The sequence below is a fragment of the Sulfitobacter undariae genome, from assembly GCF_014196805.1.
In the GTDB taxonomy this organism is placed as follows: Bacteria; Pseudomonadota; Alphaproteobacteria; order Rhodobacterales; family Rhodobacteraceae; genus Sulfitobacter; species Sulfitobacter undariae.
On record NZ_JACIEI010000004.1, the window covers coordinates 214,961 to 238,837 of the forward strand.

The 23,877-nt window shown below is 53.4% G+C and carries 19 protein-coding genes and 1 pseudogene; 12 read left to right on the top strand and 8 right to left on the bottom strand.

All coding sequences use genetic code 11. The features are described from left to right. Window positions 1-186 precede the first annotated feature (186 nt). Window positions 187-1,170, top strand: coding sequence for an asparaginase (locus tag GGR95_RS09080; RefSeq protein ID WP_184565003.1), 984 nt, complete (start codon window positions 187-189; stop codon window positions 1,168-1,170). A 35-nt stretch (window positions 1,171-1,205) separates the two neighbouring features. Here GGR95_RS09080 and serB read toward each other — a convergent pair whose 3' ends face one another. Next, on the bottom strand, window positions 1,206-2,081 hold the full coding sequence (serB, locus tag GGR95_RS09085; protein ID WP_184565004.1) for a phosphoserine phosphatase SerB: 876 nt from the start codon (window positions 2,079-2,081) through the stop codon (window positions 1,206-1,208). A 158-nt stretch (window positions 2,082-2,239) separates the two neighbouring features. Between serB and GGR95_RS09090 the strand changes: the two genes are divergently transcribed. From GGR95_RS09090 to GGR95_RS09105, 4 genes are all read left to right on the top strand, one after another. Further along, the gene (locus GGR95_RS09090) at window positions 2,240-3,379 is read left to right on the top strand and encodes a phosphoserine transaminase (RefSeq protein WP_184565005.1); all 1,140 of its coding nucleotides are present in this window, start codon (window positions 2,240-2,242) and stop codon (window positions 3,377-3,379) included. An 89-nt stretch (window positions 3,380-3,468) separates the two neighbouring features. Next, window positions 3,469-5,064 (top strand): phosphoglycerate dehydrogenase, encoded by a 1,596-nt coding sequence (gene serA, locus GGR95_RS09095; protein WP_184565006.1) that lies wholly within the window; start codon window positions 3,469-3,471, stop codon window positions 5,062-5,064. Window positions 5,065-5,130: 66 nt separating this feature from the next. Continuing rightward, entirely contained in the window at window positions 5,131-5,865 is a 735-nt protein-coding gene (locus GGR95_RS09100) for a metallophosphoesterase family protein (protein WP_184565007.1), read from the top strand. Between the two features lie 78 nt (window positions 5,866-5,943). Continuing rightward, window positions 5,944-7,122: an acetyl-CoA C-acyltransferase family protein gene (locus GGR95_RS09105; RefSeq protein WP_184565013.1), complete on the top strand. Its 1,179-nt coding sequence runs from the start codon at window positions 5,944-5,946 to the stop codon at window positions 7,120-7,122. A gap of 53 nt (window positions 7,123-7,175) precedes the next feature. Here the strand turns inward: GGR95_RS09105 and ubiB are convergent, their stop codons facing one another. Next, window positions 7,176-8,708 carry a 2-polyprenylphenol 6-hydroxylase gene (gene ubiB, locus GGR95_RS09110; protein ID WP_184565015.1) on the bottom strand — a complete coding sequence of 511 codons (1,533 nt, stop codon included), beginning with the start codon at window positions 8,706-8,708 and terminating at the stop codon, window positions 7,176-7,178. 1 nt (window position 8,709) lies between these two features. Further along, window positions 8,710-9,453 (bottom strand): bifunctional demethylmenaquinone methyltransferase/2-methoxy-6-polyprenyl-1,4-benzoquinol methylase UbiE, encoded by a 744-nt coding sequence (ubiE, locus tag GGR95_RS09115; RefSeq protein WP_184565017.1) that lies wholly within the window; start codon window positions 9,451-9,453, stop codon window positions 8,710-8,712. An 81-nt stretch (window positions 9,454-9,534) separates the two neighbouring features. Here ubiE and mutM point away from each other — a divergent pair, with 81 nt between their 5' ends. The 7 genes from mutM (at window position 9,535) to gyrB (ending at window position 18,596) form a co-directional block, all read left to right on the top strand. Continuing rightward, window positions 9,535-10,413, top strand: a complete 879-nt coding sequence (mutM, locus tag GGR95_RS09120) for a bifunctional DNA-formamidopyrimidine glycosylase/DNA-(apurinic or apyrimidinic site) lyase (protein ID WP_184565019.1) — start codon at window positions 9,535-9,537, stop codon at window positions 10,411-10,413. A 61-nt stretch (window positions 10,414-10,474) separates the two neighbouring features. Beyond that, window positions 10,475-11,251, top strand: a complete 777-nt coding sequence (locus GGR95_RS09125; protein WP_184565021.1) for an enoyl-CoA hydratase — start codon at window positions 10,475-10,477, stop codon at window positions 11,249-11,251. A gap of 315 nt (window positions 11,252-11,566) precedes the next feature. Beyond that, complete coding sequence (rpsT, locus tag GGR95_RS09130; protein ID WP_184565023.1) at window positions 11,567-11,830, top strand: 30S ribosomal protein S20; 264 nt, start codon at window positions 11,567-11,569, stop codon at window positions 11,828-11,830. Between the two features lie 486 nt (window positions 11,831-12,316). Then, a complete protein-coding gene (gene dnaA, locus GGR95_RS09135) occupies window positions 12,317-13,672 on the top strand; it encodes a chromosomal replication initiator protein DnaA (RefSeq protein WP_184565025.1) in 1,356 nt (451 codons plus the stop codon). Between the two features lie 136 nt (window positions 13,673-13,808). Continuing rightward, window positions 13,809-14,927, top strand: a complete 1,119-nt coding sequence (gene dnaN, locus GGR95_RS09140; protein WP_184565027.1) for a DNA polymerase III subunit beta — start codon at window positions 13,809-13,811, stop codon at window positions 14,925-14,927. Between the two features lie 60 nt (window positions 14,928-14,987). Then, entirely contained in the window at window positions 14,988-16,085 is a 1,098-nt protein-coding gene (gene recF, locus GGR95_RS09145) for a DNA replication/repair protein RecF (RefSeq protein ID WP_184565029.1), read from the top strand. A gap of 96 nt (window positions 16,086-16,181) precedes the next feature. Beyond that, a complete protein-coding gene (gene gyrB / locus GGR95_RS09150) occupies window positions 16,182-18,596 on the top strand; it encodes a DNA topoisomerase (ATP-hydrolyzing) subunit B (protein WP_184565031.1) in 2,415 nt (804 codons plus the stop codon). Window positions 18,597-18,642: 46 nt separating this feature from the next. Here gyrB and GGR95_RS09155 read toward each other — a convergent pair whose 3' ends face one another. The 5 genes and pseudogenes from GGR95_RS09155 to flgH all read right to left on the bottom strand — a co-directional run bounded on the left by GGR95_RS09155 (window position 18,643) and on the right by flgH (window position 23,823). Continuing rightward, window positions 18,643-20,283, bottom strand: a complete 1,641-nt coding sequence (locus tag GGR95_RS09155) for a hypothetical protein (RefSeq protein WP_184565033.1) — start codon at window positions 20,281-20,283, stop codon at window positions 18,643-18,645. Window positions 20,284-20,585: 302 nt separating this feature from the next. After that, window positions 20,586-21,388 (bottom strand): annotated as a pseudogene (locus GGR95_RS09160) (IS5 family transposase). A 108-nt stretch (window positions 21,389-21,496) separates the two neighbouring features. Beyond that, window positions 21,497-21,898 carry a hypothetical protein gene (locus GGR95_RS09165; protein ID WP_184565035.1) on the bottom strand — a complete coding sequence of 134 codons (402 nt, stop codon included), beginning with the start codon at window positions 21,896-21,898 and terminating at the stop codon, window positions 21,497-21,499. 705 nt (window positions 21,899-22,603) lie between these two features. Then, window positions 22,604-23,119: a flagellar basal body-associated protein FliL gene (locus tag GGR95_RS09170; protein WP_184565037.1), complete on the bottom strand. Its 516-nt coding sequence runs from the start codon at window positions 23,117-23,119 to the stop codon at window positions 22,604-22,606. 14 nt (window positions 23,120-23,133) lie between these two features. Next, window positions 23,134-23,823 carry a flagellar basal body L-ring protein FlgH gene (flgH, locus tag GGR95_RS09175; RefSeq protein WP_184565039.1) on the bottom strand — a complete coding sequence of 230 codons (690 nt, stop codon included), beginning with the start codon at window positions 23,821-23,823 and terminating at the stop codon, window positions 23,134-23,136. Between the last annotated feature and the right edge of the window lie 54 nt (window positions 23,824-23,877).

Consider the following 23,877-nt stretch of genomic DNA (forward strand, 5'->3'; position numbering starts at 1 on the left):
ACTCTCCAGCCGTCTCGTTGCCTCAATACCTACTACATAACCTAGCTTCTGCCGCTTTAATTTGGGCCATTCTATTGCTTTGGTTTGCATTCTAATCGACAACAAACACCATAACGCGAAATACGCGAGTGGTGAAACCCCGCATTGGCAGGTTTTCGCCCATAAATCTGCGAAAAGGAACTAACTATGACCGATCCCGCCCCCTTTGCCGAAATCTGGCGTGGCCCGTTTCTGGAAAGCGTCCATTCTGGCCATGCTGTAATCTGTGATTCCACTGGTCAGATTATGGAGGCATGGGGTGACCCTAGCCGTGTTGTTTTGGCGCGCAGTTCGTCCAAGATGATACAGGCGTTGCCCTTGGTTCGTTCGGGTGCAGCCGACGCTTTTGGCCTGACGACGAAACAACTGGCGCTGTCTTGCGCATCGCATCAGGGGGCGCAAATCCATGTGGATAATGTTGGCGCTTGGATTGAAGGGTTGGGTTTAACGGATGATGCCTTCCGCTGCGGCCCGGAGGAATCGCGCGACCGTACGGTGAAAGAGGCGCAGATCCGTGCCCACGAATCGCCTTGCCGCATTCATAATAATTGTTCAGGCAAACACGCTGGGTTTCTGACGCTCACCCGTCATCTTGGCGCTGGACCTGACTATGTTAAGCCTGATCACCCTGTTCAGCGCGCCTGCCTTGAGGCGTTCGAAGAGGTAACGCAAGAAACCAGCCCGGGCTTTGGCATCGACGGCTGTTCTGCCCCGAACTATGCCGCCACGCTACACGGCATCGCCCGTGCCATGGCACATTATGCGGCCGCACCAGAAGGCAGCGCCGAAGCGCGTTTGCATCAGGCGATGCGTTTGCATCCTGAGCTGGTCGCAGGCGAAGGCCGCGCCTGTACCGAATTGATGCGTGCTTGTGAGGGCAAAGTTACCCTAAAGACAGGCGCCGAAGGGTTCTTTATTGCCATCGTGCCTGAGCGCGGCATTGGAATCGCCCTCAAAGCTGCCTGTGGCACCACCCGTGCAGCTGAGGCGGCGATCACCGCGCTTTTGGTGCGTTTGGATTTGCTGGATGCCAACCATCCAGCCGCGCTCAAACGGATGAACGCGCCGATCACCAATTGGGATGGGCTGACAACGGGTATTTTGAAGCCCGCAGAGGGCTTGCTGGCGTAAGCGATTGTGGGGGCGGCTATGCGCCCCCGCATGCTTCACCCGACAAAATCAGTTTTTGAATACCCTTGGACATAGAGCAGCGACGTCAGATCACCAAAGTTGATCCGCACATTACACTGCGCCGCGACGCTGGGTTTTGCATGGAGTGCCACGCCTAATCCGGCACGCGTCAGCATCCCCAAATCATTTGCGCCATCGCCCACGGCAATCACGTCTGTGTCAGCAATGCCCAACCGCGCTGTAATTTCCTCCAGCGCGTCAACTTTGGCCTGCTTGCCCAAAATAGGCATGCCAACTTTCCCTGTCAGTTGACCCTCGGCGACCAACAGCGTGTTGGCACGGTTTTCGTCAAATCCCAGTTCTGCCGCCACGCTGGCAGTGAAGGCGGCGAATCCGCCTGACACCAGCGCCGCATAAGCACCCTGTGCTTTCATCGTCGCCAGTAAAACATGACCGCCCGGCATCATCGTGATCCGTTCGGCCAGTACTTTGGTGATGACGCTCTCGGGGAGGCCAGCCAGTAGGCCAACGCGTTCGCGTAGCGCACCGTCAAAATCCAGCTCGCCGTTCATGGCACGCGCCGTGATGTCTTTCACACGCGCCCCGACACCTGCCTCATCTGCCAGCTCGTCAATGCATTCTTGCTGGATCATCGTGCTGTCCATATCCGCCAGCAACATCTTTTTGCGGCGGTTATTTGTCTCTACGGTTACCAGATCAATGCCCATCGCCTGACAGCTTTCCCAGACCTCCCAGAGGTTCTCTGGCATCACGGTCAGCGAAAATTCTGCCGCTTCATCAGGAGAAAGCCAAAGCGCATCACCGCCGCCCCATGCATTGCGCAGCGATTCCACCAGTGCAGGTTCCAGATTACGCGCCATCGGCGCAGCGAGAAGAACAGCAGTAAACATATCAAAGTTTCCGATCAGCGTCAGAGGGCGTCGCAAAAAGCGTATAGGGCGGCGGTTTAGCCCCAAATCCCCGCTTGTGCCAGATGCGATTGGGCCGTAAAGCCATAGGTGGGACACCCTTCCCCAACGAAGGGCGATTATCTGAGAGGATAGCATAAATGGCTATTACACAACCGACAACGCGACCAACGAATCCGCGTTTTTCTTCTGGCCCTTGCGCCAAACCCCCTACATTTGATCTGGCAAAACTGTCTGACGCGCCTTTGGGCCGCAGCCATCGCGCCGCACCTGGCAAAGCCAAGCTGCTGGCAGCGATCGAAACCACGCGCGAGATTCTCGGCGTGCCTGCCGATTACAAAATCGCCATTGTGCCTGCCTCTGATACGGGTGCCTATGAAATGGCCATGTGGAACCTGCTGGGCGAACGTCATGTTGAAATGCTCGCATGGGAAAGCTTCGGCTCTGGCTGGGTTACAGATGCGCTGAAGCAGCTAAAAATTGACGCAACAGAGAAGAAAGCCGCCTACGGCGAGATCGTCGATCTGGATGGCGTGAACTTTGATAACGATGTTTGCTTTACCTATAATGGTACAACATCCGGTGTACGTGTGCCCGCATCCTTTGACATTCCCGCAGACCGTGCTGGTCTGACGTTGTGTGATGCGACATCTGCTGCTTTCGCCATGGACCTGCCATGGGACCGCTTGGACGTCACAACGTTCAGCTGGCAAAAGGTTCTGGGCGGCGAAGCGGCCCACGGCATGTTGATCCTGTCGCCCCGCGCAGTTGAGCGTTTGGAAAACTATACACCTGCATGGCCTCTGCCAAAAATCTTCCGCCTGACCAAAGGTGGCAAGCTGATCGATGGTATCTTCAAAGGCGAAACCATCAACACGCCTTCCATGCTTTGTGTCGAAGACTATTTGTTGGCGCTGGAATGGGCGAAATCTGTGGGCGGCCTGAAAGGCATGATCGCCCGTGCAGATGCCAACACCGCCGCAATCAACGCCTTTGTTGACGCGCATGACTGGATTGATTTCCTTGCGGTTGATCCAGCGACACGTTCAAATACGTCGGTTTGCCTCAAGTTCACAGATGAGCGGATCACCGATGGTGCTGCATTTGCCAAGGCCGTTGCAAAACGGCTGGCGGATGAAAACGTTGCGCTGGATATTGGTGCCTACCGTGACGCGCCCGCAGGCCTGCGCATTTGGTGTGGTGCAACGGTTGAAACGTCAGACATCGAAGCGATGCTGCCGTGGCTCGACTACGCGTTCAACGCCGAACTCAACGCATAAATTCTTAACGGCCCTAACGCGCGTAGTCCTCTTTCGGGCTCCCGTTGGGGCCGTCGCACCCTCATATTTATATTCAAAGGATCGCACTCATGGCGCCTAAAGTACTCATTTCCGACAGCCTCAGCGAAGCCGCTGTTCAAATTTTCAAAGACCGCGGCATTGACGTGGATTTCCAGCCAACGTTGGGCAAAGACAAAGACAAGCTGCTTGAAATCATCGGCAACTATGATGGCCTTGCCATCCGTTCCGCCACCAAAGCGACCGAGAAAATCATCGCGGCTGCCACCAACCTCAAGGTCATTGGCCGCGCCGGGATCGGCACCGATAACATCGACAAAGACGCCGCATCGAAAAAAGGTGTGATTGTCATGAACACGCCTTTTGGCAATATGATCACCACTGCCGAACACGCCATTGCGATGATGTTTGCCGTGGCACGCCAGATTCCCGAAGCCTCAGCATCTACACATGCGGGCAAATGGGAAAAGTCCAAATTTATGGGTGTTGAGCTGACAGGCAAAACATTGGGCGTGATTGGCGCAGGGAATATCGGTGGCATCGTGTGCGACCGTGCCCGTGGTTTGAAAATGAAAGTCGTGGCGTTTGACCCCTTCTTGGGCGAAGAAAAAGCTGCAAAAATGGGTGTTGAGCGGGTTGAACTGGATGAGCTGCTCAAGCGCGCTGATTTCATCACTCTGCACGTCCCTTTCACTGAGCAAACAGCGAACATCTTGAGCCGTGAAAACCTAGAGAAAACCAAAAAGGGCGTACGGATTATCAACTGTGCCCGTGGCGGTCTGGTTGACGAAGAAGCATTGGCCGATCTGTTGAAATCCGGCCATGTTGCTGGCGCTGCCTTTGATGTGTTCAAAGAAGAACCGGCCACAGAGAACCCGCTGTTCAACCTGCCAAACGTTGTCTGTACCCCGCACCTTGGTGCGGCGACCACCGAAGCACAAGAAAACGTAGCACTGCAAGTTGCTGAACAGATGTCTGACTATCTGCTGACAGGCGCGGTCAGCAACGCGTTGAACATGCCCTCCGTCACAGCCGAAGAAGCGCAGGTTATGGGCCCATGGCTCAAGCTGGCGGGGCATCTGGGTGCGTTCATTGGTCAGCTGACAGATGAGCCGATTAAGGCGATCAACATCCTCTATGATGGTGTGGTCTCCGAGATGAACATCGACGCGCTGAACTGTGGTGTGATCGCGGGCATCATGAAGCGTGCCAACCCTGACGTGAACATGGTTTCTGCTCCCGTTGTTGCCAAGGAAAAAGGCATTCAGATTTCCACTACAAATCAGGACAAATCCGGCGCGTTTGACGGTTATGTTAAAGTGACTGTTGTGACAGAGAAACGCGAACGCTCTATTGCGGGTACGGTATTTTCTGATGGCAAACCACGGTTCATCCAGATCAAAGGCATCACCATCGACGCCGAAGTGGGCAGCCACATGCTCTACACCACCAACAACGACGTTCCGGGCATCATTGGTACGCTGGGTGCGACATTGGGCGAAGGCGGCGTGAACATTGCTAACTTTACTCTTGGCCGTGCCAGCGTGAAGGGCGAGGCCATCGCCCTGCTGTATGTTGACGAACCTGTGCCAGCGCCTGTTGTTAAGGCATTGCGCGACACGGGTCTGTTCAACCAGATCAAGCTGCTGGAATTCGACGTCGCATAAGCGTATCCAGACGGCACCACTAAGGCGCGGCTCTTGCAGGGTCGCGCCTTTTGCATTGGAGAGAGCATGACAAACCCCATTTACGCCATCGGCGACATTCACGGCCAGCACGACGAATTGCTGCGCGTTTTATCTCTGATCAAAGCAGATGGTGGCCCTGATGCCGAGATCGTCTTTTTGGGGGATTACCCTGATCGTGGCGCGGCAACCGCTGCCGTGATCGATACGCTGATTGAGGGCAAAGCGGCAGGCAAGTCGTGGCATTGCATCAAAGGCAACCATGACCGGATGTTCAGCTGGTTCTTGCAAGATTACCCCAAACATGACGCCTACCTGCCTATCTATATGTATTGGCTGCATGAGCGCGTTGGCGGGGATACGACGCTGGCCTCCTACGGCGTGCATGTGAAGGAAACGGATCGCCAGCTTGATGCCCATGCGCTGGCCTTGGCCGCTGTCCCCCAATCCCATGTCGATTTCCTCAATAACCTTGTGCTGTGCCACGAGACAGATGATCTGTTTTTTGCCCATGCAGGCATTCGTCCTGGTGTGGCTTTGTCTGATCAGGTCGAGCAAGATTTGCTGTGGATTCGCAAAGAGTTTCATCAAGACACACGTGATCATGGCAAGCTGATCGTGCATGGGCATACCCCTGTGAAAGAGGCCACCCATTATGGCAATCGCGTCAACCTTGATGCGGGGGCAGGCTATGGCAAGCCACTGGCAGTCGCGGTTTTTGAGGGGCGGGAGTGCTGGGCATTAACCGATCAAGGGCGGACGGAGATAACGCGCCAAGGTTAACCCTACTTTGCCGTAACGTTGTGTCTTCCATTTGCTGCCCGTCACTCTAATCTAGCCTCATAATTTTGGGAGTAGATCATGTCTGACGATATCGTAATTTTGGGCGGCGCGCGCACGGCCATTGGTACTTTTGGTGGCGCATTGGCGGGTACGCCTACAACGACGCTGGGTGCGACTGTTGCCCGCGAAGCGCTAAAGCGGGCGGGCGTTGAGGGCGGCCAGATCGGACATGTGGTGTTCGGCAATGTTATCAACACCGAACCACGTGATATGTACCTCAGCCGCGTTGCCGCGATGGAAGCAGGTGTGCCCGACGAAGTACCTGCGATGAATGTGAACCGCTTGTGTGGCTCTGGTGTGCAGGCGATCGTGTCTTCGGTACAGTCTCTGATGCTGGGCGATGCGGATTTCGCATTGGCCGGTGGTGCAGAAAACATGAGCCGCGCGCCCTACATCCTGCCAGCTGCCCGCTGGGGCCAGAAGATGGGCGATGTCGCCTCTCTGGATATGTTGTTGGGCACGTTGAACTGCCCCTTTGGCACAGGACATATGGGCGTGACTGCTGAAAATGTTGCGGGTGAACATGACATCACGCGCGAACAGCAAGACGCCTTTGCGATGTTGTCGCAAGAACGTGCTGAGGCGGCGATTGCAGCAGGGCATTTCAGCAGCCAGATTGTACCCGTTGACGTCCGTAAGGGCCGTACAGAGTCTACTTTTGAGGTCGATGAACATCCCAAAGCGACGTCCCTTGAAAAGTTGGCTGGTTTGCGCCCCGTGTTTCAAAAAGACGGTTCTGTTACGGCGGGCAATGCATCTGGCATCAATGACGGGGCGGCGGCGGTTGTTCTGGCGCGCGCTTCTGCTGCGGCTTCTGCTGGGCTGCGCCCACTGGCGCGGATTATCGGCTATGCCCATGCGGGTGTGCGCCCCGAAGTTATGGGGATCGGCCCTATTCCAGCAGTGACAAAGCTGTTTGAAAAGACCGGCCTGACCGCTGGGGACTTCGATGTGATCGAAAGCAACGAAGCCTTTGCTTCTCAGGCATTGGCAGTAAGCAAGGCGCTTGGATTTGATCCAGCGCGTGTAAACCCCAACGGCGGGGCGATTGCACTGGGCCATCCGGTAGGCGCAACTGGGGCATTGATCACTGTCAAAGCCCTGTATGAGCTGGAGCGCATTCAGGGCAAACGCGCTTTGATCACCATGTGTATCGGTGGGGGCCAAGGCATCGCATTGGCAATCGAGCGCCTGTAAGTTGAAATCTGGGCGGGGGATTATTCCCCGCCCTATCCACAATATGGGTATTTTCAGGTCAGCGCATTAACCAGTGCGATAATCCCTGTCGCAGCCCCAGCGCCCAGCGCAGCAGCCAGCACAAGATAGCGTTTGTAAGGTTTCTTTGTTGGCTCTAGCGGAACGGCTTGGCGGATCAATGCAGCCTCCACCAAAGCAGGCAGGCGAGGACCAAAGCGCGACAGCACCCGCGCAGTTTTTGTTAGATCGTCCAAGACAGCTTTGGGGCCAATTGATCTGGTCACATAATCCGTCACAATCGGTGCGGCAACTTGCCAGATGTTCATATGCGGGTTCAATGAACGCGCCACACCTTCCACCACAACCATTGTACGCTGAAGCAAGATCAGTTCGGTCCGTGTTTCCATGCCGAAACGCTCTGTTACCTCAAACAGATAGGCCAAAAGACGCGCCATTGAGATGCGGTCTGCATCCATGCCAAAGATCGGTTCACCCACGGCGCGCAAGGCGCGGGCAAATTCATCGACATCTTTATCGGCAGGGACATACCCCGCTTCAAAATGAACCTCGGCAATGCGTTTGTAATCTTTGCGGATAAAGCCAAAAAGGATCTCGGCGTAAACACGGCGGGTGTATTCATCAATATGGCCCATGATCCCGAAATCAAGCGCGATGATGTTGCCGTTGGCCGCGACTTTCAGGTTGCCTTGGTGCATATCGCCATGGAAAAAACCGTCACGCAGGGCATGTTGCAAGAAGAGGGCGAGGATGCGCTCGGACAACTCAACACGGTCATGACCTGCGGCATCAATGGCAGCATTATCCCCCATGGGCACGCCCTCGGCCCAACCCAGCGTCATGACGCGGCGGGCGGAGTAATCCCATTTGATATCGGGCAGTTCAAACCCTGCGTCATCTTTTGTATTCGCCGCATATTCGGACGCGGCAGAAGATTCGAGCCGCAAGTCCAACTCGCCGCGCACAACTCCATCGAAATGCTCAATGACATCCATCGGGCGTAAACGACGCGATCCTGGTGAGAACAGCTCAACCATCCGCGCTGCAAGATAGAAGGCATCCACATCTTTGCGGAACGCTTTTTCAATACCGGGACGCAGGACTTTGACGGCAACTTCTTCGCCAGTGCTGTTCAACCGTGCGTGGTGCACCTGCGCAATCGAGGCAGCAGCAACAGGAGCGCTGAATTCAGAGAACATCGTGTCAATCGGCTGCCCCAGCTCTTTCTCCACTTCGGCCTTGGCGACCTCTAGGGGAAAGGCGGGCAGTTGATCTTGCAAAATGCGCAATTGCTGCGCCATCTCATCTCCCACCACGTCAGGGCGGGTTGAGAGGATTTGACCGAATTTGATATAAGCGGGACCCAGTGCTGTCAGCGCACGGGCCGCAGGCTCCAAGTTTGGGTCGCCTTTGTAGCCCAGCGGTTTAAAGGGAATCGCCAGCGCCCGCGCAACAAGGCGCACGGCTTTGGGGGCTTCAAACGCATCCAGCACAAAGTTCATCGCGCCTGTGCGCTCTAACGTGGCGCCTGTGCGGATCAGACGCCAGATATTATGAGGCCCGCGCATCTCAGATTTTCCAGCCAGAATGAAGGGCGGCAATGCCCATGGTCATATTGCGATATTTCGCATTCTCGAAACCTGCCGCACGCACCATCCCAAGGAATGTTTCTTGATCGGGAAAATTGCGGATCGATTCAACGAGGTACTGATAACTGTCGCGGTCATTGGCGATCATATGCCCCATCTGGGGGATCACGTTAAAGCTATAGAGATCATAGGCCTTTTGCATCATCGGATTGGGCAGTTGAGAGAACTCCAGCACCATTAAGCGGCCACCGGGTTTCAAGACGCGGTAGGCTTCGTTCAGCGCTTCTTGGGGGCGGGTGACGTTACGGATGCCGAAAGAAATCGTGTAGACGTCAAACGTGCTATCCTCAAAAGGCAGGGCCATCGCATCGCCCACAACCCAATCGAGACTCTCTTGCATGGCCTCAGCTTCGGCGCGTTTGCGGCCTTCGATCAACATGCCTTCGGTTAGGTCACAAACCGTCGCATGGCCTGATCCTGCACGTTTAAGGAACTTGAACGACACATCCCCTGTGCCGCCCGCCACATCCAACAGCTTTTGCCCGGCACGTGGCGCCAGCCAATCCATCATCGCTTCTTTCCAGATGCGGTGGATGCCCATGCTCATCACGTCGTTCATGACATCGTATTTGTTCGCCACATCCGTGAACAGGCTGCGGACTTTGCCCGCCTTTTCATCTTCGCGGATGGTCTGTGCGCCAAAGTGTGTGGTATTTTCGGTCATGTGATTGATCCTGATCTTGTTGTCTTGGGGATATAGCCTCAATTAAGAAGGTGCAAACCGCCATTTGACGCAGGAGCCGCAATGCCCGAACTACCCGAAGTCGAAACGGTCCGTCGCGGGCTGGCCCCTGTGATGGAAGGCGTGGTGATCACGCATACGGATGTAAACCGCGACGGGCTGCGCTGGCCTTTCCCGCAAGGCATGGCCGCGCGGCTAAGTGGTGTGACGGTGGAGCGGCTGCGCAGGCGGTCCAAATACATTCTGGCTGATTTAAGTTCTGGCGAAACACTGTTGGTGCATTTGGGTATGTCGGGGCGGATGTTGATTTCGGGTGATCCTGCCAACCCCGCCCTCGAGGGTGCCAAGACGGCGCAATTTGTGCATGATCATCCCCCAACGCAAAAGCATGACCATGTGGTGTTTCATATGGCAAACGGCGCGCGGATCACATTCAATGATCCCCGCCGCTTTGGCGCGATGGATTTGCTGGAGACTGCCACGGCCGCAGATCACAAGCTGCTGGCGGTTTTGGGACCAGAGCCGCTGAGCAATGATTTTCATGATTCGATTCTGGTAAATGCTTTTGAAGGCCGCAATACACCCGTCAAATCGGCCTTGCTGGACCAGCGTATCGTTGCAGGTTTGGGCAATATCTATGTGTGTGAGGTTCTTTTTCGGGCAAGAATCAGCCCAAAGCGCAAAGCAGGTCGCATCGCCGCCTCTCGGGTTGCTGCTATGGTTCCGATCATTCGAACTGTTCTAGAAGACGCCATCGAAGCTGGAGGATCATCGTTAAAGGACTTCCGTCAAGCTGATGGCGAGCTTGGATATTTCCAACATTCCTTCGATGTTTATGGAAGAGAGGGCGCACCCTGCCGCAGAGATGGGTGTGGCGGGACCATTGCGCGGGTTGTGCAATCTGGGCGATCTTCTTTCTATTGCCCCGCATGTCAAAGATAGCTTGAACCGTATCGCGGCCATGATATGCAAGTGGTCTGAATAACAAAAAAGGGCCGCATATATGGCTTATGAAACGATCATCCTCGACGTCGACAACCACGTAGCTACGGTAACGCTTAACCGGCCAGATGCATTGAACGCCTTGAATGATCAATTGCTGGGTGAGTTGGCAAACTGCCTCACCAGCTGTCAGGAAAATGACAAAGTGCGCTGCATTATCGTTACCGGCTCGGACAAGGCATTTGCCGCGGGTGCGGATATTGCGATGATGAAAGACAAGTCCTTTGTCGATGCCTTTGCAGGTGATCTTTTCACTGCAGAAACCGATCAAATCATGCGCGTACGCAAGCCGATCATCGCAGCCGTATCCGGTTATGCGCTGGGCGGTGGCTGTGAACTGGCGATGATGTGTGACTTTATCATCTGCTCTGAAACTGCAAAATTTGGCCAGCCTGAAATCAATTTGGGTGTTGTTGCTGGTATCGGTGGCACACAGCGTTTGACGCGGATCATCGGGAAATCCAAAGCAATGGATATGAACCTGACAGGCCGTTTCATGGACGCCGCCGAAGCAGAGCGTTCGGGCCTTGCGTCGCGCGTGGTGCCTGTGAAAAAGCTGATGGAAGAAGCCATGAGCGCGGCCCTGAAGATTGCCGAAAAATCAATGATTTCAACCATGGTCGTCAAAGAAGCGGTGAACCGCGCCTACGAAGTACCATTGCGTGAAGGCCTGCTGTTTGAACGCCGCATGTTCCATTCGTTGTTTGCGACAGAGGATCAAAAAGAAGGCATGGGTGCCTTCCTTGAAAAACGCGAAGCACAGTTCCGCGACCGTTAAACTTCCTTTGTGGGGCCTTTGGGCGCCTGCACAGAAAAAGGTGTCACCGGGCCACAAGTGCTCGGTGACAAATACTTCCGGAGATCAATGTTCTAATCACGTAGAATCATCTGGATCATTGGGGGGCAAGGTTGCCAGAAGCCGAGTTTTTCTTCTTTGCAACATGCCCACCTTTACAACCCAGCCCATTCTCCGCTATAGCCGCCGATATACATGCGCGTGCAGCCCGCTCAGGCTAGAATCACCTATCGGTGTCCTCCCCGCTCGGGAGCTGTTGCACGCATTGACACAAGACATTTAGATAGGACGATCCTCATGGCCAATACACCACAAGCAAAGAAACGCGCACGTCAGAACGAAAAGCGTTTTGCTATCAACAAAGCACGCCGTTCACGTATCCGTACGTTCATCCGCAAAGTTGAAGAAGCAATCGAATCTGGCGTAAAAGACGATGCAGTTGCGGCACTGAAAGCAGCACAGCCAGAACTGATGCGGGGCGTCACAAAAGGCGTTTACCACAAGAACACAGCATCGCGCAAAATGTCGCGTCTGGCTGCACGGGTAAAAGCAATCGCTTAATTCTTAAGAAAAAGTTAATTTATGCAGGCGTCACTTTTAGTGGCGCCTGTGTTGTTTTCAGGGCCCCATTTTGGCGGTTATGAGATTCTTTTTCAACAAACATAGAGTCAACAAATATGTTCTGTTGAACCCCCCCTTAGCAGCTTGGTAGTTAGTGTGAGCGAGTCACATCGCGGGGGGACAGACCCAGAAATCTGACACTATTTTGCTAGAGGTGGTTGTACAGATTAAAAGGTTACCTTCGACGTCCAGTAGGATCGTTCGAAGGTTTGCGGATGCTGCTGCCAGCACATTTGCCTGTCACGTTTAATGAACGGTTGCGTTCGATACCTTTGGTGCATTCTGCGCCATCTGTTCGTGCGCTACACACTAACAGTCCAATGGACAGGGCCGGTTTCTGATGGGACCGGGCGGCTGGTCTTTGCCTGATGGATTGAACGAAGGATTGCCGCAGGGTGCGGCATAAATGAATGTGGTAGGTAGAGAATGACACGGGACGAATGGGGCAGCGTTAAGCAACGACTTCTTAAAACAGTCGGGCAAAACAACTATACAACTTGGATTGACCCTCTGCTTTTGGGTGCGCTTGATTCCGGCATTGCCACCGTGAATGTCCCGACGACATTCTTTGGTAACTACGTGAGTCAAAATTTCGCTGACCTCATCCTGCATGAGATGCGTGCTTTTGATGATTCCCTATCGCGTTTGAAATTTGAAGTTGCAGGAAAAACCGCCAAGCCTGCTACCCGCCAGACAGATGCCATCGCTGCCCCACGTTCAACGCCCCCAAAAGCGACGACTACATATACTGCCCCGCTGGAACGCCGCTTTTCGTTTGATACTTTTGTTGTCGGGAAGCCGAACGAATTGGCCCATGCGGCTGCCCGCCGAGTTGCCGAAGGTGGCCCTGTATCGTTCAACCCCCTGTTTCTGTATGGCGGCGTTGGCCTTGGCAAAACCCACCTTATGCATGCCATCGCGCAAGAACTTCAAATCCGTAAGCCCGAATTGAACGTGCTCTATCTGTCGGCAGAACAATTCATGTACCGCTTTGTTCAGGCTTTGCGTGACCGCAAGATGATGGATTTCAAAGAAATCTTCCGTACAGTGGATGTGCTGATGGTGGATGACGTTCAGTTCATTGCAGGCAAGGACAGCACGCAAGAAGAGTTTTTCCACACTTTTAACGCGTTAGTGGATCAAAATAAGCAGATCATCATTTCTGCTGACCGCGCCCCGCAAGACATCAAAGACCTTGAAGACCGCGTGAAGTCGCGTCTGCAATGCGGTTTGGTGGTTGATCTTCACCCCACTGACTATGAATTGCGTCTTGGCATCTTGCAGACCAAAGTTGACACGCACCGCGCCTCTTATCCCGAGCTGGCGATGGAGGATGGTATCCTTGAATTCCTCGCACACCGCATCTCGACCAACGTGCGCGTGCTAGAAGGTGCGCTGACGCGGCTGTTTGCCTTTGCCTCACTAGTTGGCCGTAAAATTGATATGGAGCTTACCCAAGATTGTCTGGCTGATGTGCTGCGTGCATCCGAACGGAAAGTCACCGTTGAGGAAATCCAGCGTAAGGTCTCGGATCACTATAACATCCGCTTGTCTGATATGGTCGGCCCCAAACGTCTGCGCAGCTATGCAAGGCCCCGTCAGGTTGCGATGTATTTGTGCAAGCACATGACCAGCCGTTCACTGCCCGAAATCGGGCGTCGGTTTGGCGGCCGCGATCACACCACCGTTATGCACGGGGTGAAACGTATCGAAGAGCTGAAAATCTCGGACGGTCAGATCGCTGAAGATCTTGAACTTTTGCGTCGCGCATTAGAGGCATAAGCCTATCAAAGATGCAGCGATGCCACAGGGCAGCCTTTGAGGGGCTGCCTTTTGTATTTCACCTCCGTTAGGTCTTGTGGTTAAAGGGAAAGCGGGTAGTTTGCATTTCCCGACCCTGTGCAATGGAGATAGGCATATGAAATTCAGCATCGAACGCGCCGCGTTGCTTAAGGCCGTTTCTCAGGCACAATCAGTGGTTGAGAGACGCAACACCATTCCAATTCTTGCGAACGTATTGATTGAGGCCGAAGGCAGCGATGTTTCCTTCCGCGCCACCGATCTGGATATCGAAGTGGTGGACAAAGCCCCCGCTCTGGTAGAGCGCGCAGGCGCTGCCACGGTTGCAGCAACCACATTGCACGAAATTGTACGCAAGCTGCCGGATGGCGCGCTTGTCTCACTTACCGCGGATAACGCCGCTGGCCGCTTGACGGTCGAAGCTGGCCGCTCGAATTTCTCGCTAGCGACACTCCCTAAAGAAGACTTTCCGGTCATGGCCACGTCCGAGTACGCCTCGAATTTCTCCGCCAAAGCTTCGGTGTTGCGCCGCCTGTTCGATAAATCAAAATTCGCGATTTCCACTGAAGAAACACGCTATTACCTGAACGGTGTCTACATGCACATCGCCGAAGGGGATGGCGGTAAAAAGCTGCGTTGTGTTGCGACAGATGGCCATAGATTGGCCCGTATCGATGCAGATATGCCCGAAGGCGCGGCAGATATGCCTGGCGTGATTGTGCCACGCAAAACTGTTGGCGAACTGCGTAAGCTGTTGGATGAGGATGATATGATCATCGCGGTCTCTGTGTCCGAGACCAAAGTCCGCTTTGCGACACCACAGATCACTCTGACCTCCAAAGTGATTGACGGCACCTTCCCTGATTACACGCGCGTTATTCCGCAAGGCAACACCCGCAAGTTGGAGGTCGACGCTGCCGATTTCGCAAAAGCCGTTGACCGTGTGGCCACTGTTAGTTCCGAACGCTCGCGTGCGGTGAAATTGCAGTTGGACGAAGATCGCCTGATTCTCTCGGTGAATGCGCCCGACAGCGGTGCTGCCGAAGAAGAGCTGGCCGTTGCCTATAGCGACGAACGGTTGGAGATCGGGTTTAACGCGAAATACTTGTTGGAAATCGCCTCTCAGGTAGACCGTGAAAATGCCGTGTTTATGTTCAACTCGTCAGGTGATCCGACATTGATGCGTGAAGGTAACGACACCTCGGCCATTTATGTTGTCATGCCGATGCGTGTATAAGGGCAACGGAATTTCAGACAAATTCCGGCCGTTTTCTTCAGAAGAAAACGATAGGCGCTGATGGCTGGTCTCTACCTCACACAATTGACGCTTTCGCATTTTCGCTCGCATAAGCGGGCGATTATTGATGTCGATCCACGACCAGTTGCGATCCATGGTAATAATGGTGCTGGCAAAACCAATATTCTCGAGGCAATTTCCCTTCTCTCGCCCGGCCGCGGCCTGCGCCGTGCCAGTGCAGATGACATGACCCGACGCCCCGAAAAACTGGGCTGGAAGGTCACGGCTCTTCTCCATGGACCTCTTGGAGTGAGCGAGATCGAAATTCTCTCAGAAAAGGGCGCAGCACGGCAGGTGCGCATAGACGGCAAGCCCGTTTCCCAAACAGCGCTAAGCCGCGTTGCACGTGTGCTTTGGCTTATCCCGTCTATGGATCGTCTATGGATTGAAGGTGCTGAAGGGCGGAGGCGCTTTTTGGATCGCATGACGCTCAGCTTTCTGCCCGATCACGCCGAAATATCGTTGGCCTATGAAAAAGCCATGCGGGAACGCAACCGCCTTCTCAAAGATATGGTGCGTGAGCCGTCTTGGTATACCGCTCTTGAGGCGCGCATGGCTGAAACAGGCGTTGCGATACACCACAACAGGTTGCACGCCATCAAAGCATTAGCTGCTGCTCAGGCCGCCTCCGAGACAAGCTTCCCTACCGCCACGCTTACGCTTGAATGTGATATGCCTGATGACATCGAGAAAATGCGCGACGCTTTGGCGAGCGGCCGCATGCGTGATCTGTCGGCGGGGCGCACATTGACTGGGCCGCATCGAGCCGACTTGTTTGGTGTTTTCACCGCCAAAAACGTTCCTGCGCGGGATTGTTCCACGGGTGAGCAGAAAGCGCTGTTGGTATCCCTGATCCTCGCTAACGCCCGCGCGTTGGCTGCGGATTTTGGGGCCCCCCCGTTACTGCTGCTGGATGAAGTCGCTGCGCATCTGGATAAAACCCGTCGTGCGGCGCTTTATGACGAGTTGTCGGCACTGGGAGCGCAGGCGTGGATGACAGGCACAGAGGACGGTCTATTTGAGGCTATGGGCGATCGCGCCCAAACCCTTTTGGTTACCGATCAGGACGGGCTTTCCAGCGTTTCGTCTGTCACCTGAGAATCGGCCTGAAGAAACACAAAATATTGTGTCATTCACGTGACAATGCGGCCCGATAACCGTATATATAGGGGATTGAATAGCAGGATGACATCAATGTCCGAGACAGACCAGACACCCGAAGAATACGGCGCCAATTCTATCAAAGTTCTCAAGGGCTTGGAGGCTGTTCGTAAACGGCCAGGAATGTATATTGGCGATACCGATGACGGGTCGGGCTTACACCATATGGTGTATGAAGTTGTTGATAACGGCATTGACGAAGCACTGGCAGGTCATGCGGACCATGTTGCCGTGACAATTCATGCCGATAGCTCTGTTTCTGTTTCGGATAACGGGCGCGGTATCCCTGTTGGCATCCACGACGAAGAAGGCGTTTCTGCTGCCGAGGTTATCATGACCCAACTGCATGCAGGCGGCAAATTTGACAGCAACTCCTACAAAGTTTCGGGCGGCTTGCACGGTGTTGGTGTGTCTGTTGTGAACGCCCTGAGCGACTGGCTGGAGCTGCGCGTTTGGCGCGAAGGCAAAGAGCACATCGCACGATTTGAAGGGGGCTATACCACCAAGCACCTCGAAACCCTTGGCGACACAGACCGCACAGGCACCGAAGTTCGCTTCCTCGCTTCATTGAATACTTTCTCGAACCTCGAATATTCCTTCGAGACACTGGAAAAGCGTTTACGCGAACTGGCGTTCTTGAACTCTGGTGTGAAAATCATCCTACGTGATGAACGCCCGACGGAAGCCTTGGAGACGACACTGTTTTACGATGGCGGCGTGAAAGAGTTCGTCAAATATTTGGACCGCAATAAGTCTTCAATTTTGCCCGAACCCATTTTTATCACGGGTGAAAGAGACGATATTGGCGTCGAAGTCGCCATGTGGTGGAATGACAGTTATCATGAAAACGTGCTGCCCTTCACCAACAACATTCCACAGCGCGATGGCGGCACGCATATGGCCGGTTTCCGTGGCGCGCTGACACGTACGATCAACAATTACGCGACATCCAGCGGGATCGCGAAAAAAGAGAAGGTGACCTTTACTGGCGATGACGCCCGCGAAGGTCTGACTTGTGTTTTGTCGGTCAAAGTGCCCGATCCAAAGTTCTCTTCGCAAACCAAAGACAAACTGGTGTCCTCCGAAGTGCGCCCTGCGGTTGAGGGCCTTGTGAATGAAAAACTGGCTGAGTGGTTTGAAGAAAATCCGCAGATTGCAAAGATCGTTGTAAGCAAGATCATCGAGGCGGCACATGCCCGCGAAGCAGCGCGTAAAGCGCGTGATTTGACGCGCCGCAAGACAGCGATGGATGTGAACTTCCTTGCAGGAAAACTCAAGGATTGCTCAGAAAAAGACCCGTCCAAAACCGAAGTCTTCCTCGTGGAGGGGGACTCGGCTGGTGGTTCCGCCCAAACGGGCCGCGATCGTCAGACACAAGCGATCCTGCCGCTGAAAGGTAAAATTCTTAACGTTGAGCGCGCCCGTTTTGACCGGATGCTAGGCAGCCAAGAAATTGGTAACCTCGTGATGGCGCTGGGAACCGGAATTGGCCGCGATGAATTTAACATCGACAAATTGCGCTATCATAAGATCGTCATCATGACTGATGCGGATGTTGACGGGGCGCACATTCGTACGCTGCTGCTGACTTTCTTCTACCGTCAGATGCCGCAGCTCATTGAAAATGGTCACCTCTATATTGCCCAGCCGCCGCTCTACAAAGTGTCGCGCGGCAAGTCCGAAGTGTATCTGAAGGATCAGGCTGCAATGGAAGAATACCTCGTCCAGCAGGGGATCGATGGTGCCATGCTGCGACAAGGCAACGGCGAAGAGATCAGCGGGCAGGATTTGGCACGCTTCGTAGACAACGCACGTCAACTGCGCCGCGTGCTAGAGGCCTTCCCAACCCATTATCCTCGCCACATCCTTGAGCAAGCCGCTATCGCAGGTGCTTTTGTACCCGGTGCGGTGGATAATGATCTGCAAGGCGTGGCTGACAAAGTCGCCACGCGCCTAGATCTGATCGCGCTGGAATACGAGCGTGGCTGGCAAGGCCGCATCACCCAAGATCATGGCATCAAACTGGCCCGTATCCTGCGCGGTGTCGAAGAAGTGCGCACCCTTGATGGTAAAATGCTCCGCGGCGGTGAGGCACGTAAATCGGGTACTTTCACCGAGCACTTGCAAGACGTTTACAACTTGCCCGCGACATTGGTCCGCAAGGACCGCAGCCAGTTAATCAATGGTCCGATGGATCTGCTCAATGCTGTGCTGGCTGAGGGTGAAAAAGGTCTGTCGTTGCAACGCTACAAAGGTCTGGGCGAAATGAACCCTGATCAGCTGTGGGAAACCACACTGGACCCCGACGCACGCACTCTGTTGCAGGTTCGGGTCGAGGATATGGCCGAAGCCGACGATCTGTTCACTAAATTGATGGGCGACGTCGTCGAACCGCGCCGTGAATTCATCCAACAAAACGCGTTGAATGTAGAAAACCTTGATTTTTAGGGCAGTGTAGTGTCGCCGGATGAACTGCCTGAAGGACTGAACTTTCCTAGACGTCGGAGGTAGGTCTGGCCGACGCAAGTGAGCTTGGACAGGTTTGAGCAGGATCGGGAAGAGGATCGGATGCGGAGATTGCGGGATGGTCGTTCATGACTTTCTGACGCCGCCTGCTTGCGTCGCGACGGGTTTGTGTTGCCTCGGCCATTTCCGCGTCATCATCAATGCGATCGAGACTACGGCCGCTGAACTCATAGTCGAACGGAAGGTCGTGAAGCGCGGGGTTTAGCATCATTAAGATATCGTTCACTGCAAGACTGTCGTGGCGGTACTGCTCTTCGATCGATAAGGAAAGCGTGATCATGTGTCGACTGTTGAACGGCGACATGAAGAAATTGCGCGAGATTGCCGGGAAAGATGCACCAATGGTCGAGCTGTTATAGATTTCTACAAACATCAGATCGACCTGATGGTCGCGTACCGAACGGGGCAGTGTCGCGATCCAAGCCTCGTATTCGGGTACAAAGCGTGTGTAAACCTCACGGTTGAATTCCTTATGCGGAACGATCGACATACGTTTTATTTGCCAGCGCAGATTGGCTCGGCCCTTGGCCCCCGGCCTGTCGACGAACACCGCGCGCAGCAGGTCTGTCTGGTGCCCACGCAACACCACGGCACGGTCAGTGACGCCACGGTGGATGTTCTGCTTGACCTCGTTTTTGATGGGGGAAGTGTAGCCAAGGGCGGTGTCGTACTCCGCCTGTGCGCGGGCGATCGTGCGGGGGTTGGATCTATAATCACGCCTATCATAAATCTCGTGTTGGATGTCGAGGACCTGCGCCACCTTGCCGGCGACGGTGGCGTCTATGCGCCCAGAATAGCAGTGGATGTTGGTGAATTTCTGCTCGATATCGCCGAGGTGATCGCTCGCGATCGCGGCCAGCAATCGGCTGTCCTGCCCACCCGACAAGGGGAGGGCGGTCTTGTGCACGGCATTGATCGCATCGATGACGGATGCGGTGCGGGTGATTATCTCGCTGTAAATCTCGGCGCGTGGGCGTGGCGTGGCGAAGGGTTTGTCGCGTGGCCAAAAGCGGGTTTCCTTGAAATCGGACAAGGACAGGTAGGCATTGGGATTGGCGCGGCGCACATCCTTGTCGCGGGTGTGAAACAGGGAATAATTACCGCTACCGTTTTCGACATGCGTATGATCGTAGAGGGGGTGATCTATAATGTCACGGTTGATGCACAACGCGAGGCTGGACGCGACTTGCCGCTCAGCCGTGGCGAACACAGTGCCGTTCGTACCAACCGCATCGCTGTAGAATCGTGTGTCTTCATCACGCGCGACCAAGACGTTGTAGCGCCCGGCAACGTAGAACAGCCAATCCTCAAAATCGATAAAAAACGTGGGCAGCGATACATCTAGAGCGTTGATCTGGTGATCGCCTTCGATCAATCCCTCCTGCGCTACACCGATGCCGATGAACAAACCTATCTGTTTATCGTTCACATCGCGTAATCGCGTAATATGTACCCCGTCCCCAACGTAGGCATTCCATCCTGCAAACGTGTGGCGAAGCAGCGCCGTTTGTGTAATGTCGCGCTGGGTCAACAGGTATTGCCAGCGAAACGCGACATCGAAACTCACGTCGGTTTGCACGCAGTCGGTTTCTGCTTTGATCTGGATCATAGGTGCCATTCATTATTCATTTTAATCTAGGGTCGGTTGCTACACGACCAAAGCAAAGGGATATCAGTGTAAATTTACGCTACACAAAATTATATGTGCCAAATGTTGTTATCATTCTGAAAAATGAATCACAGTAGCCCCAAAAAATCAATTCAAATCAGATTACATCACTCCCCAAAACGACCCTTTTAGCACGTTCTAAAAAGGTTCTCGCTTCATGCGGCCAATTATGGGGCGATGGCGTATCCATTTTCCTCTTGGTGGCGGTAATTCGTCTAAGAGCATCTTCTTAGGGTCAAGACTCATAACCATAATATGACTGTTGCGGCGAGAGCGATTGCTGACAGGAAAACCTTTGGGCAGCGGTCATAACGGGTTGAGACACGTCGCCAGTCTTTGAGTCTACCGAACATCCTTTCGATCACTGCCCGGAAGTGCATTGCAAAGCAATGTCACGAGAGGGGCGTTTGTATCGGCGTTTGTCGTATTTGATGGTCTTCTTACGCGATTTGCGTTCTGGGATGCAGGGCTTTGTGCCCTAATTGATAAGGGGCTCTCGAAACGCAGTCTGCGTCATATCCTCGATCTGCGAGAAGCCACTCGGCTCAGGCAGGCTGTTCATTAAAGCTGCAGCGCCAGTATAATCGCTTACCTGCCCTGCGGTGATGAACAGGCGGACAGGACGGCCGCTGGTATCTGTAACGGCGTGCAATTTGGTATTTATTCTCCCTTTTGTCGCCCCCCTCTCGGGCAGTGGATCTGACGTACACGCCGCCCTTTTTCAGTCTCAGACTGGAGGCCGTGCGATGCGCCTTGAGATATGTTACATCAATTGAGATGGTTGTGTTGTCGGGGGCTTGCTCAGCCAGCCCCATCATGATCCGGGCAAACACGCCCATATCGCTCCAAGGCTTCCAGCGATATACAACGTCTTTGGTGGACCATACTCGGCAGGTGCATCGCACCACCTTAAATCATTGCGATTGATGAATATAATGCCGCTTAGAACGCGGCGATCATACACGCAAGCGCGACCTCGGCTCTTTGGAAAGTAAGGCCGCAGACGCTTCATCTGCGCCTCCGTAAGCCAGTATAAGTTGCTCATCATATCCCCCGAAACGGGGGGTCGTGAATCATAGCAGCCCGACAAGCTCAATCAGTTAATGGGTCCTGATCCTAGATAATTCTCGATATTGGATCTATCGGATTTTTCCTATAACGTTTCAATTCTTGCTTTTACCCGTGATATATTGTCAGCATGCTGCTTGTTTAAAACACTCAGTATTTCTTGACTGTGCCGCTGAACTGATCCATCGAACATATCTTGCCGCCACAAATTTATTTCAGCATTGAACCCTTTTGAAATCTTCCGTGGTCCTTTTACAACTTTGTCTGTTTGCTTGCCAGAATAATATACAAAAATGGTTGTAATCAAAGTCAACGTTCGACTATCGCAGATTTCGGGCCCTCTGTTTTCTTCCAAAAAGGTGTCAAGAGCCTGAAAAACGTGGGGAAACTTATTCCGAAGGAACGACATCGGATCCAATTCGTCTACGTCAAAACCTTCCATGTGGCCAATCGCGTCGTGTTTTGATCCAAATTCAAGATACATCATTGTCTCGGTCCAATAAATAATGACCACGGTTCGATATTCAGTGGACAGCACCATCTGCTTTCATGGGCCAGTTATGTGAATTCTAATCTTTCGATGGTTCTTATGCCATTCGGGGTCATCTCCCAACTCCAAACTGTTCACATAGGTTTTTTCGACTTGTTCCAACAAAGCCCTTTCGCATGTAAACAAGCTAAATTTTGCTCGCACAGAGAAAGTTTGGAATCCGCCACTTTTGTGTCAAAATGGACATGCCGCAACATCAGTCTGTTTTGAATGCAAAGCTGCCAATCACTGCGACTTCGTGAAAGATCGGCTTTGCGCCTTGCGATGTGACGCGCAAATTTTTGCGCTCAGAAAGTCTTCTAAGTCATTGTTACCTAGCAACCGAGGCGCAACATTACGTGCTTTCCTACAGGCAGTTGTAGGGAAGCATATAAAACTGCGCGGTGCGAATAACTTTGCGCGTCGCGGATGGTATGTTGAAGCCTGAAACCGCATTTATTCAATGGTTTACGTCACCTCTGTCAAGATGCCCGACTTAAAGGTTTGCGCCAATTCCGCTGCTTCTCTTTCATGCCGGGGAAAATCTTCAAGTTAACCTTCGATCAATGAACTTACACGCTATCCCGTCTTACTGGGCACCTTCATTCTGCTTACGTTGATCGCACGCCTCCGTAAACGCGCGGCAGAGTTGATAAACTTGGATCAGTAATCCTGGCGAGCAATTTCTATGATAAGAACATCAGTGGCTATTTCTTTCCCTAAGTCTCTTTGTGCAATCTCCTTTAGGGCAGTCCGCAACTTTCTTAAAGCCGATGCATCGGTGAAGTTTCCTTCAAATCCGCCAACATTCGCGTGGTCAAATAGGACTTGTAAGAAACTATCCCTAAGCTTGGGCTCTCGAAGGTAAACTAGGTCAGTTTTACCTTCAGGTACTTCGATACTGAGTGCTAACACGACCAAAGCTGTAACCTTATCACTGGCGATAATCGGAATTACGAATTGATTATTCAGTTTAGCATATTCATTGCTGTTTCTGACAGTGTCAGGCGCATCCGAGAGGTGATCTCCGATTTCAACCTCTTCGAGGTCAGAGGCATTCTGCGTTGGCGACGTTGTGCTAGTGAGATCTTCTGATCTTTCTGGGCGCATGAAAATCCCGGCGCCAACCCCAGCTCCAAGACCAATGAAGAGCAAAACTAACGGTAGAAGTTTTTTCATAATCATACTCCCGATTAAAACGGTAAAATTGCATCAAGGACCTGTTGGCCGACACGTGGTTGCTGAACATCGCTGATCTGGCCACGTCCACCGTAGGACACGCGCGCAGAGGCAATCTTGTCGTAGGTAATTTCATTTTGGCGAGAAACATCTGCAGGCCGCACAAAACCCGTAACTAAGAGTTCGCGAAGTTCAAAATTGACGCGTAGTTCCTGACTGCCCGAAATGGACAAAACGCCGTTTGGCAAAACGTCTATGATTGTGGCTGCGATTCGTAGCTCCAATTTTTCCTTACGTGAAACTGAGCCATCCCCTGAGGAACTGCTTTGCGAAGAGATTCCAACTAGTTCGTCGGATGAAGCTCCCGCAGGGAACTTTCCATTGAGGCGTTGCGGCAAGCCAAACAGTCCAGGTACGCTCAAGTTTTCAGACCCAGCTCGTCTTCGGTCCGAAGAGTTCGAGATCTCCGCTTGCTCGTCTATTTCGATAACTACAGTCAAGATATCCCCCCGAACTACCGCTCGACGATCCCCCAATAATGAAGCACGTGAGGGAGACCACAACGAGGAAGAATCAAGTGGCCGACGCTCGGTTATGGTCATTGGCAGTCCCGGGTCAATCATTGCCCGCGTCTCTGGGGCCTCTAATGTTGGCGTGAAGCTGGGTGGACCTGTCGCGGTTTGATGCCGCTCCTTTGATAGCATTTACTGTAACAAAGGAGATAAACTATGGGACTGAAACGGACGGACGAATTTCGC

Coding starts and splice junctions, on each gene's coding strand:
- GGR95_RS09080 (WP_184565003.1), top strand. CDS start 187: ATGACCGATCCCGCCCCCTTTGCCGAAATCTGGCGTGGCCCGTTTCTG.
- serB (WP_184565004.1), bottom strand. CDS start 2,081: ATGTTTACTGCTGTTCTTCTCGCTGCGCCGATGGCGCGTAATCTGGAA.
- GGR95_RS09090 (WP_184565005.1), top strand. CDS start 2,240: ATGGCTATTACACAACCGACAACGCGACCAACGAATCCGCGTTTTTCT.
- serA (WP_184565006.1), top strand. CDS start 3,469: ATGGCGCCTAAAGTACTCATTTCCGACAGCCTCAGCGAAGCCGCTGTT.
- GGR95_RS09100 (WP_184565007.1), top strand. CDS start 5,131: ATGACAAACCCCATTTACGCCATCGGCGACATTCACGGCCAGCACGAC.
- GGR95_RS09105 (WP_184565013.1), top strand. CDS start 5,944: ATGTCTGACGATATCGTAATTTTGGGCGGCGCGCGCACGGCCATTGGT.
- ubiB (WP_184565015.1), bottom strand. CDS start 8,708: ATGCGCGGGCCTCATAATATCTGGCGTCTGATCCGCACAGGCGCCACG.
- ubiE (WP_184565017.1), bottom strand. CDS start 9,453: ATGACCGAAAATACCACACACTTTGGCGCACAGACCATCCGCGAAGAT.
- mutM (WP_184565019.1), top strand. CDS start 9,535: ATGCCCGAACTACCCGAAGTCGAAACGGTCCGTCGCGGGCTGGCCCCT.
- GGR95_RS09125 (WP_184565021.1), top strand. CDS start 10,475: ATGGCTTATGAAACGATCATCCTCGACGTCGACAACCACGTAGCTACG.
- rpsT (WP_184565023.1), top strand. CDS start 11,567: ATGGCCAATACACCACAAGCAAAGAAACGCGCACGTCAGAACGAAAAG.
- dnaA (WP_184565025.1), top strand. CDS start 12,317: ATGACACGGGACGAATGGGGCAGCGTTAAGCAACGACTTCTTAAAACA.
- dnaN (WP_184565027.1), top strand. CDS start 13,809: ATGAAATTCAGCATCGAACGCGCCGCGTTGCTTAAGGCCGTTTCTCAG.
- recF (WP_184565029.1), top strand. CDS start 14,988: ATGGCTGGTCTCTACCTCACACAATTGACGCTTTCGCATTTTCGCTCG.
- gyrB (WP_184565031.1), top strand. CDS start 16,182: ATGTCCGAGACAGACCAGACACCCGAAGAATACGGCGCCAATTCTATC.
- GGR95_RS09155 (WP_184565033.1), bottom strand. CDS start 20,283: ATGATCCAGATCAAAGCAGAAACCGACTGCGTGCAAACCGACGTGAGT.
- GGR95_RS09165 (WP_184565035.1), bottom strand. CDS start 21,898: ATGATGTATCTTGAATTTGGATCAAAACACGACGCGATTGGCCACATG.
- GGR95_RS09170 (WP_184565037.1), bottom strand. CDS start 23,119: ATGAAAAAACTTCTACCGTTAGTTTTGCTCTTCATTGGTCTTGGAGCT.
- flgH (WP_184565039.1), bottom strand. CDS start 23,823: ATGCTATCAAAGGAGCGGCATCAAACCGCGACAGGTCCACCCAGCTTC.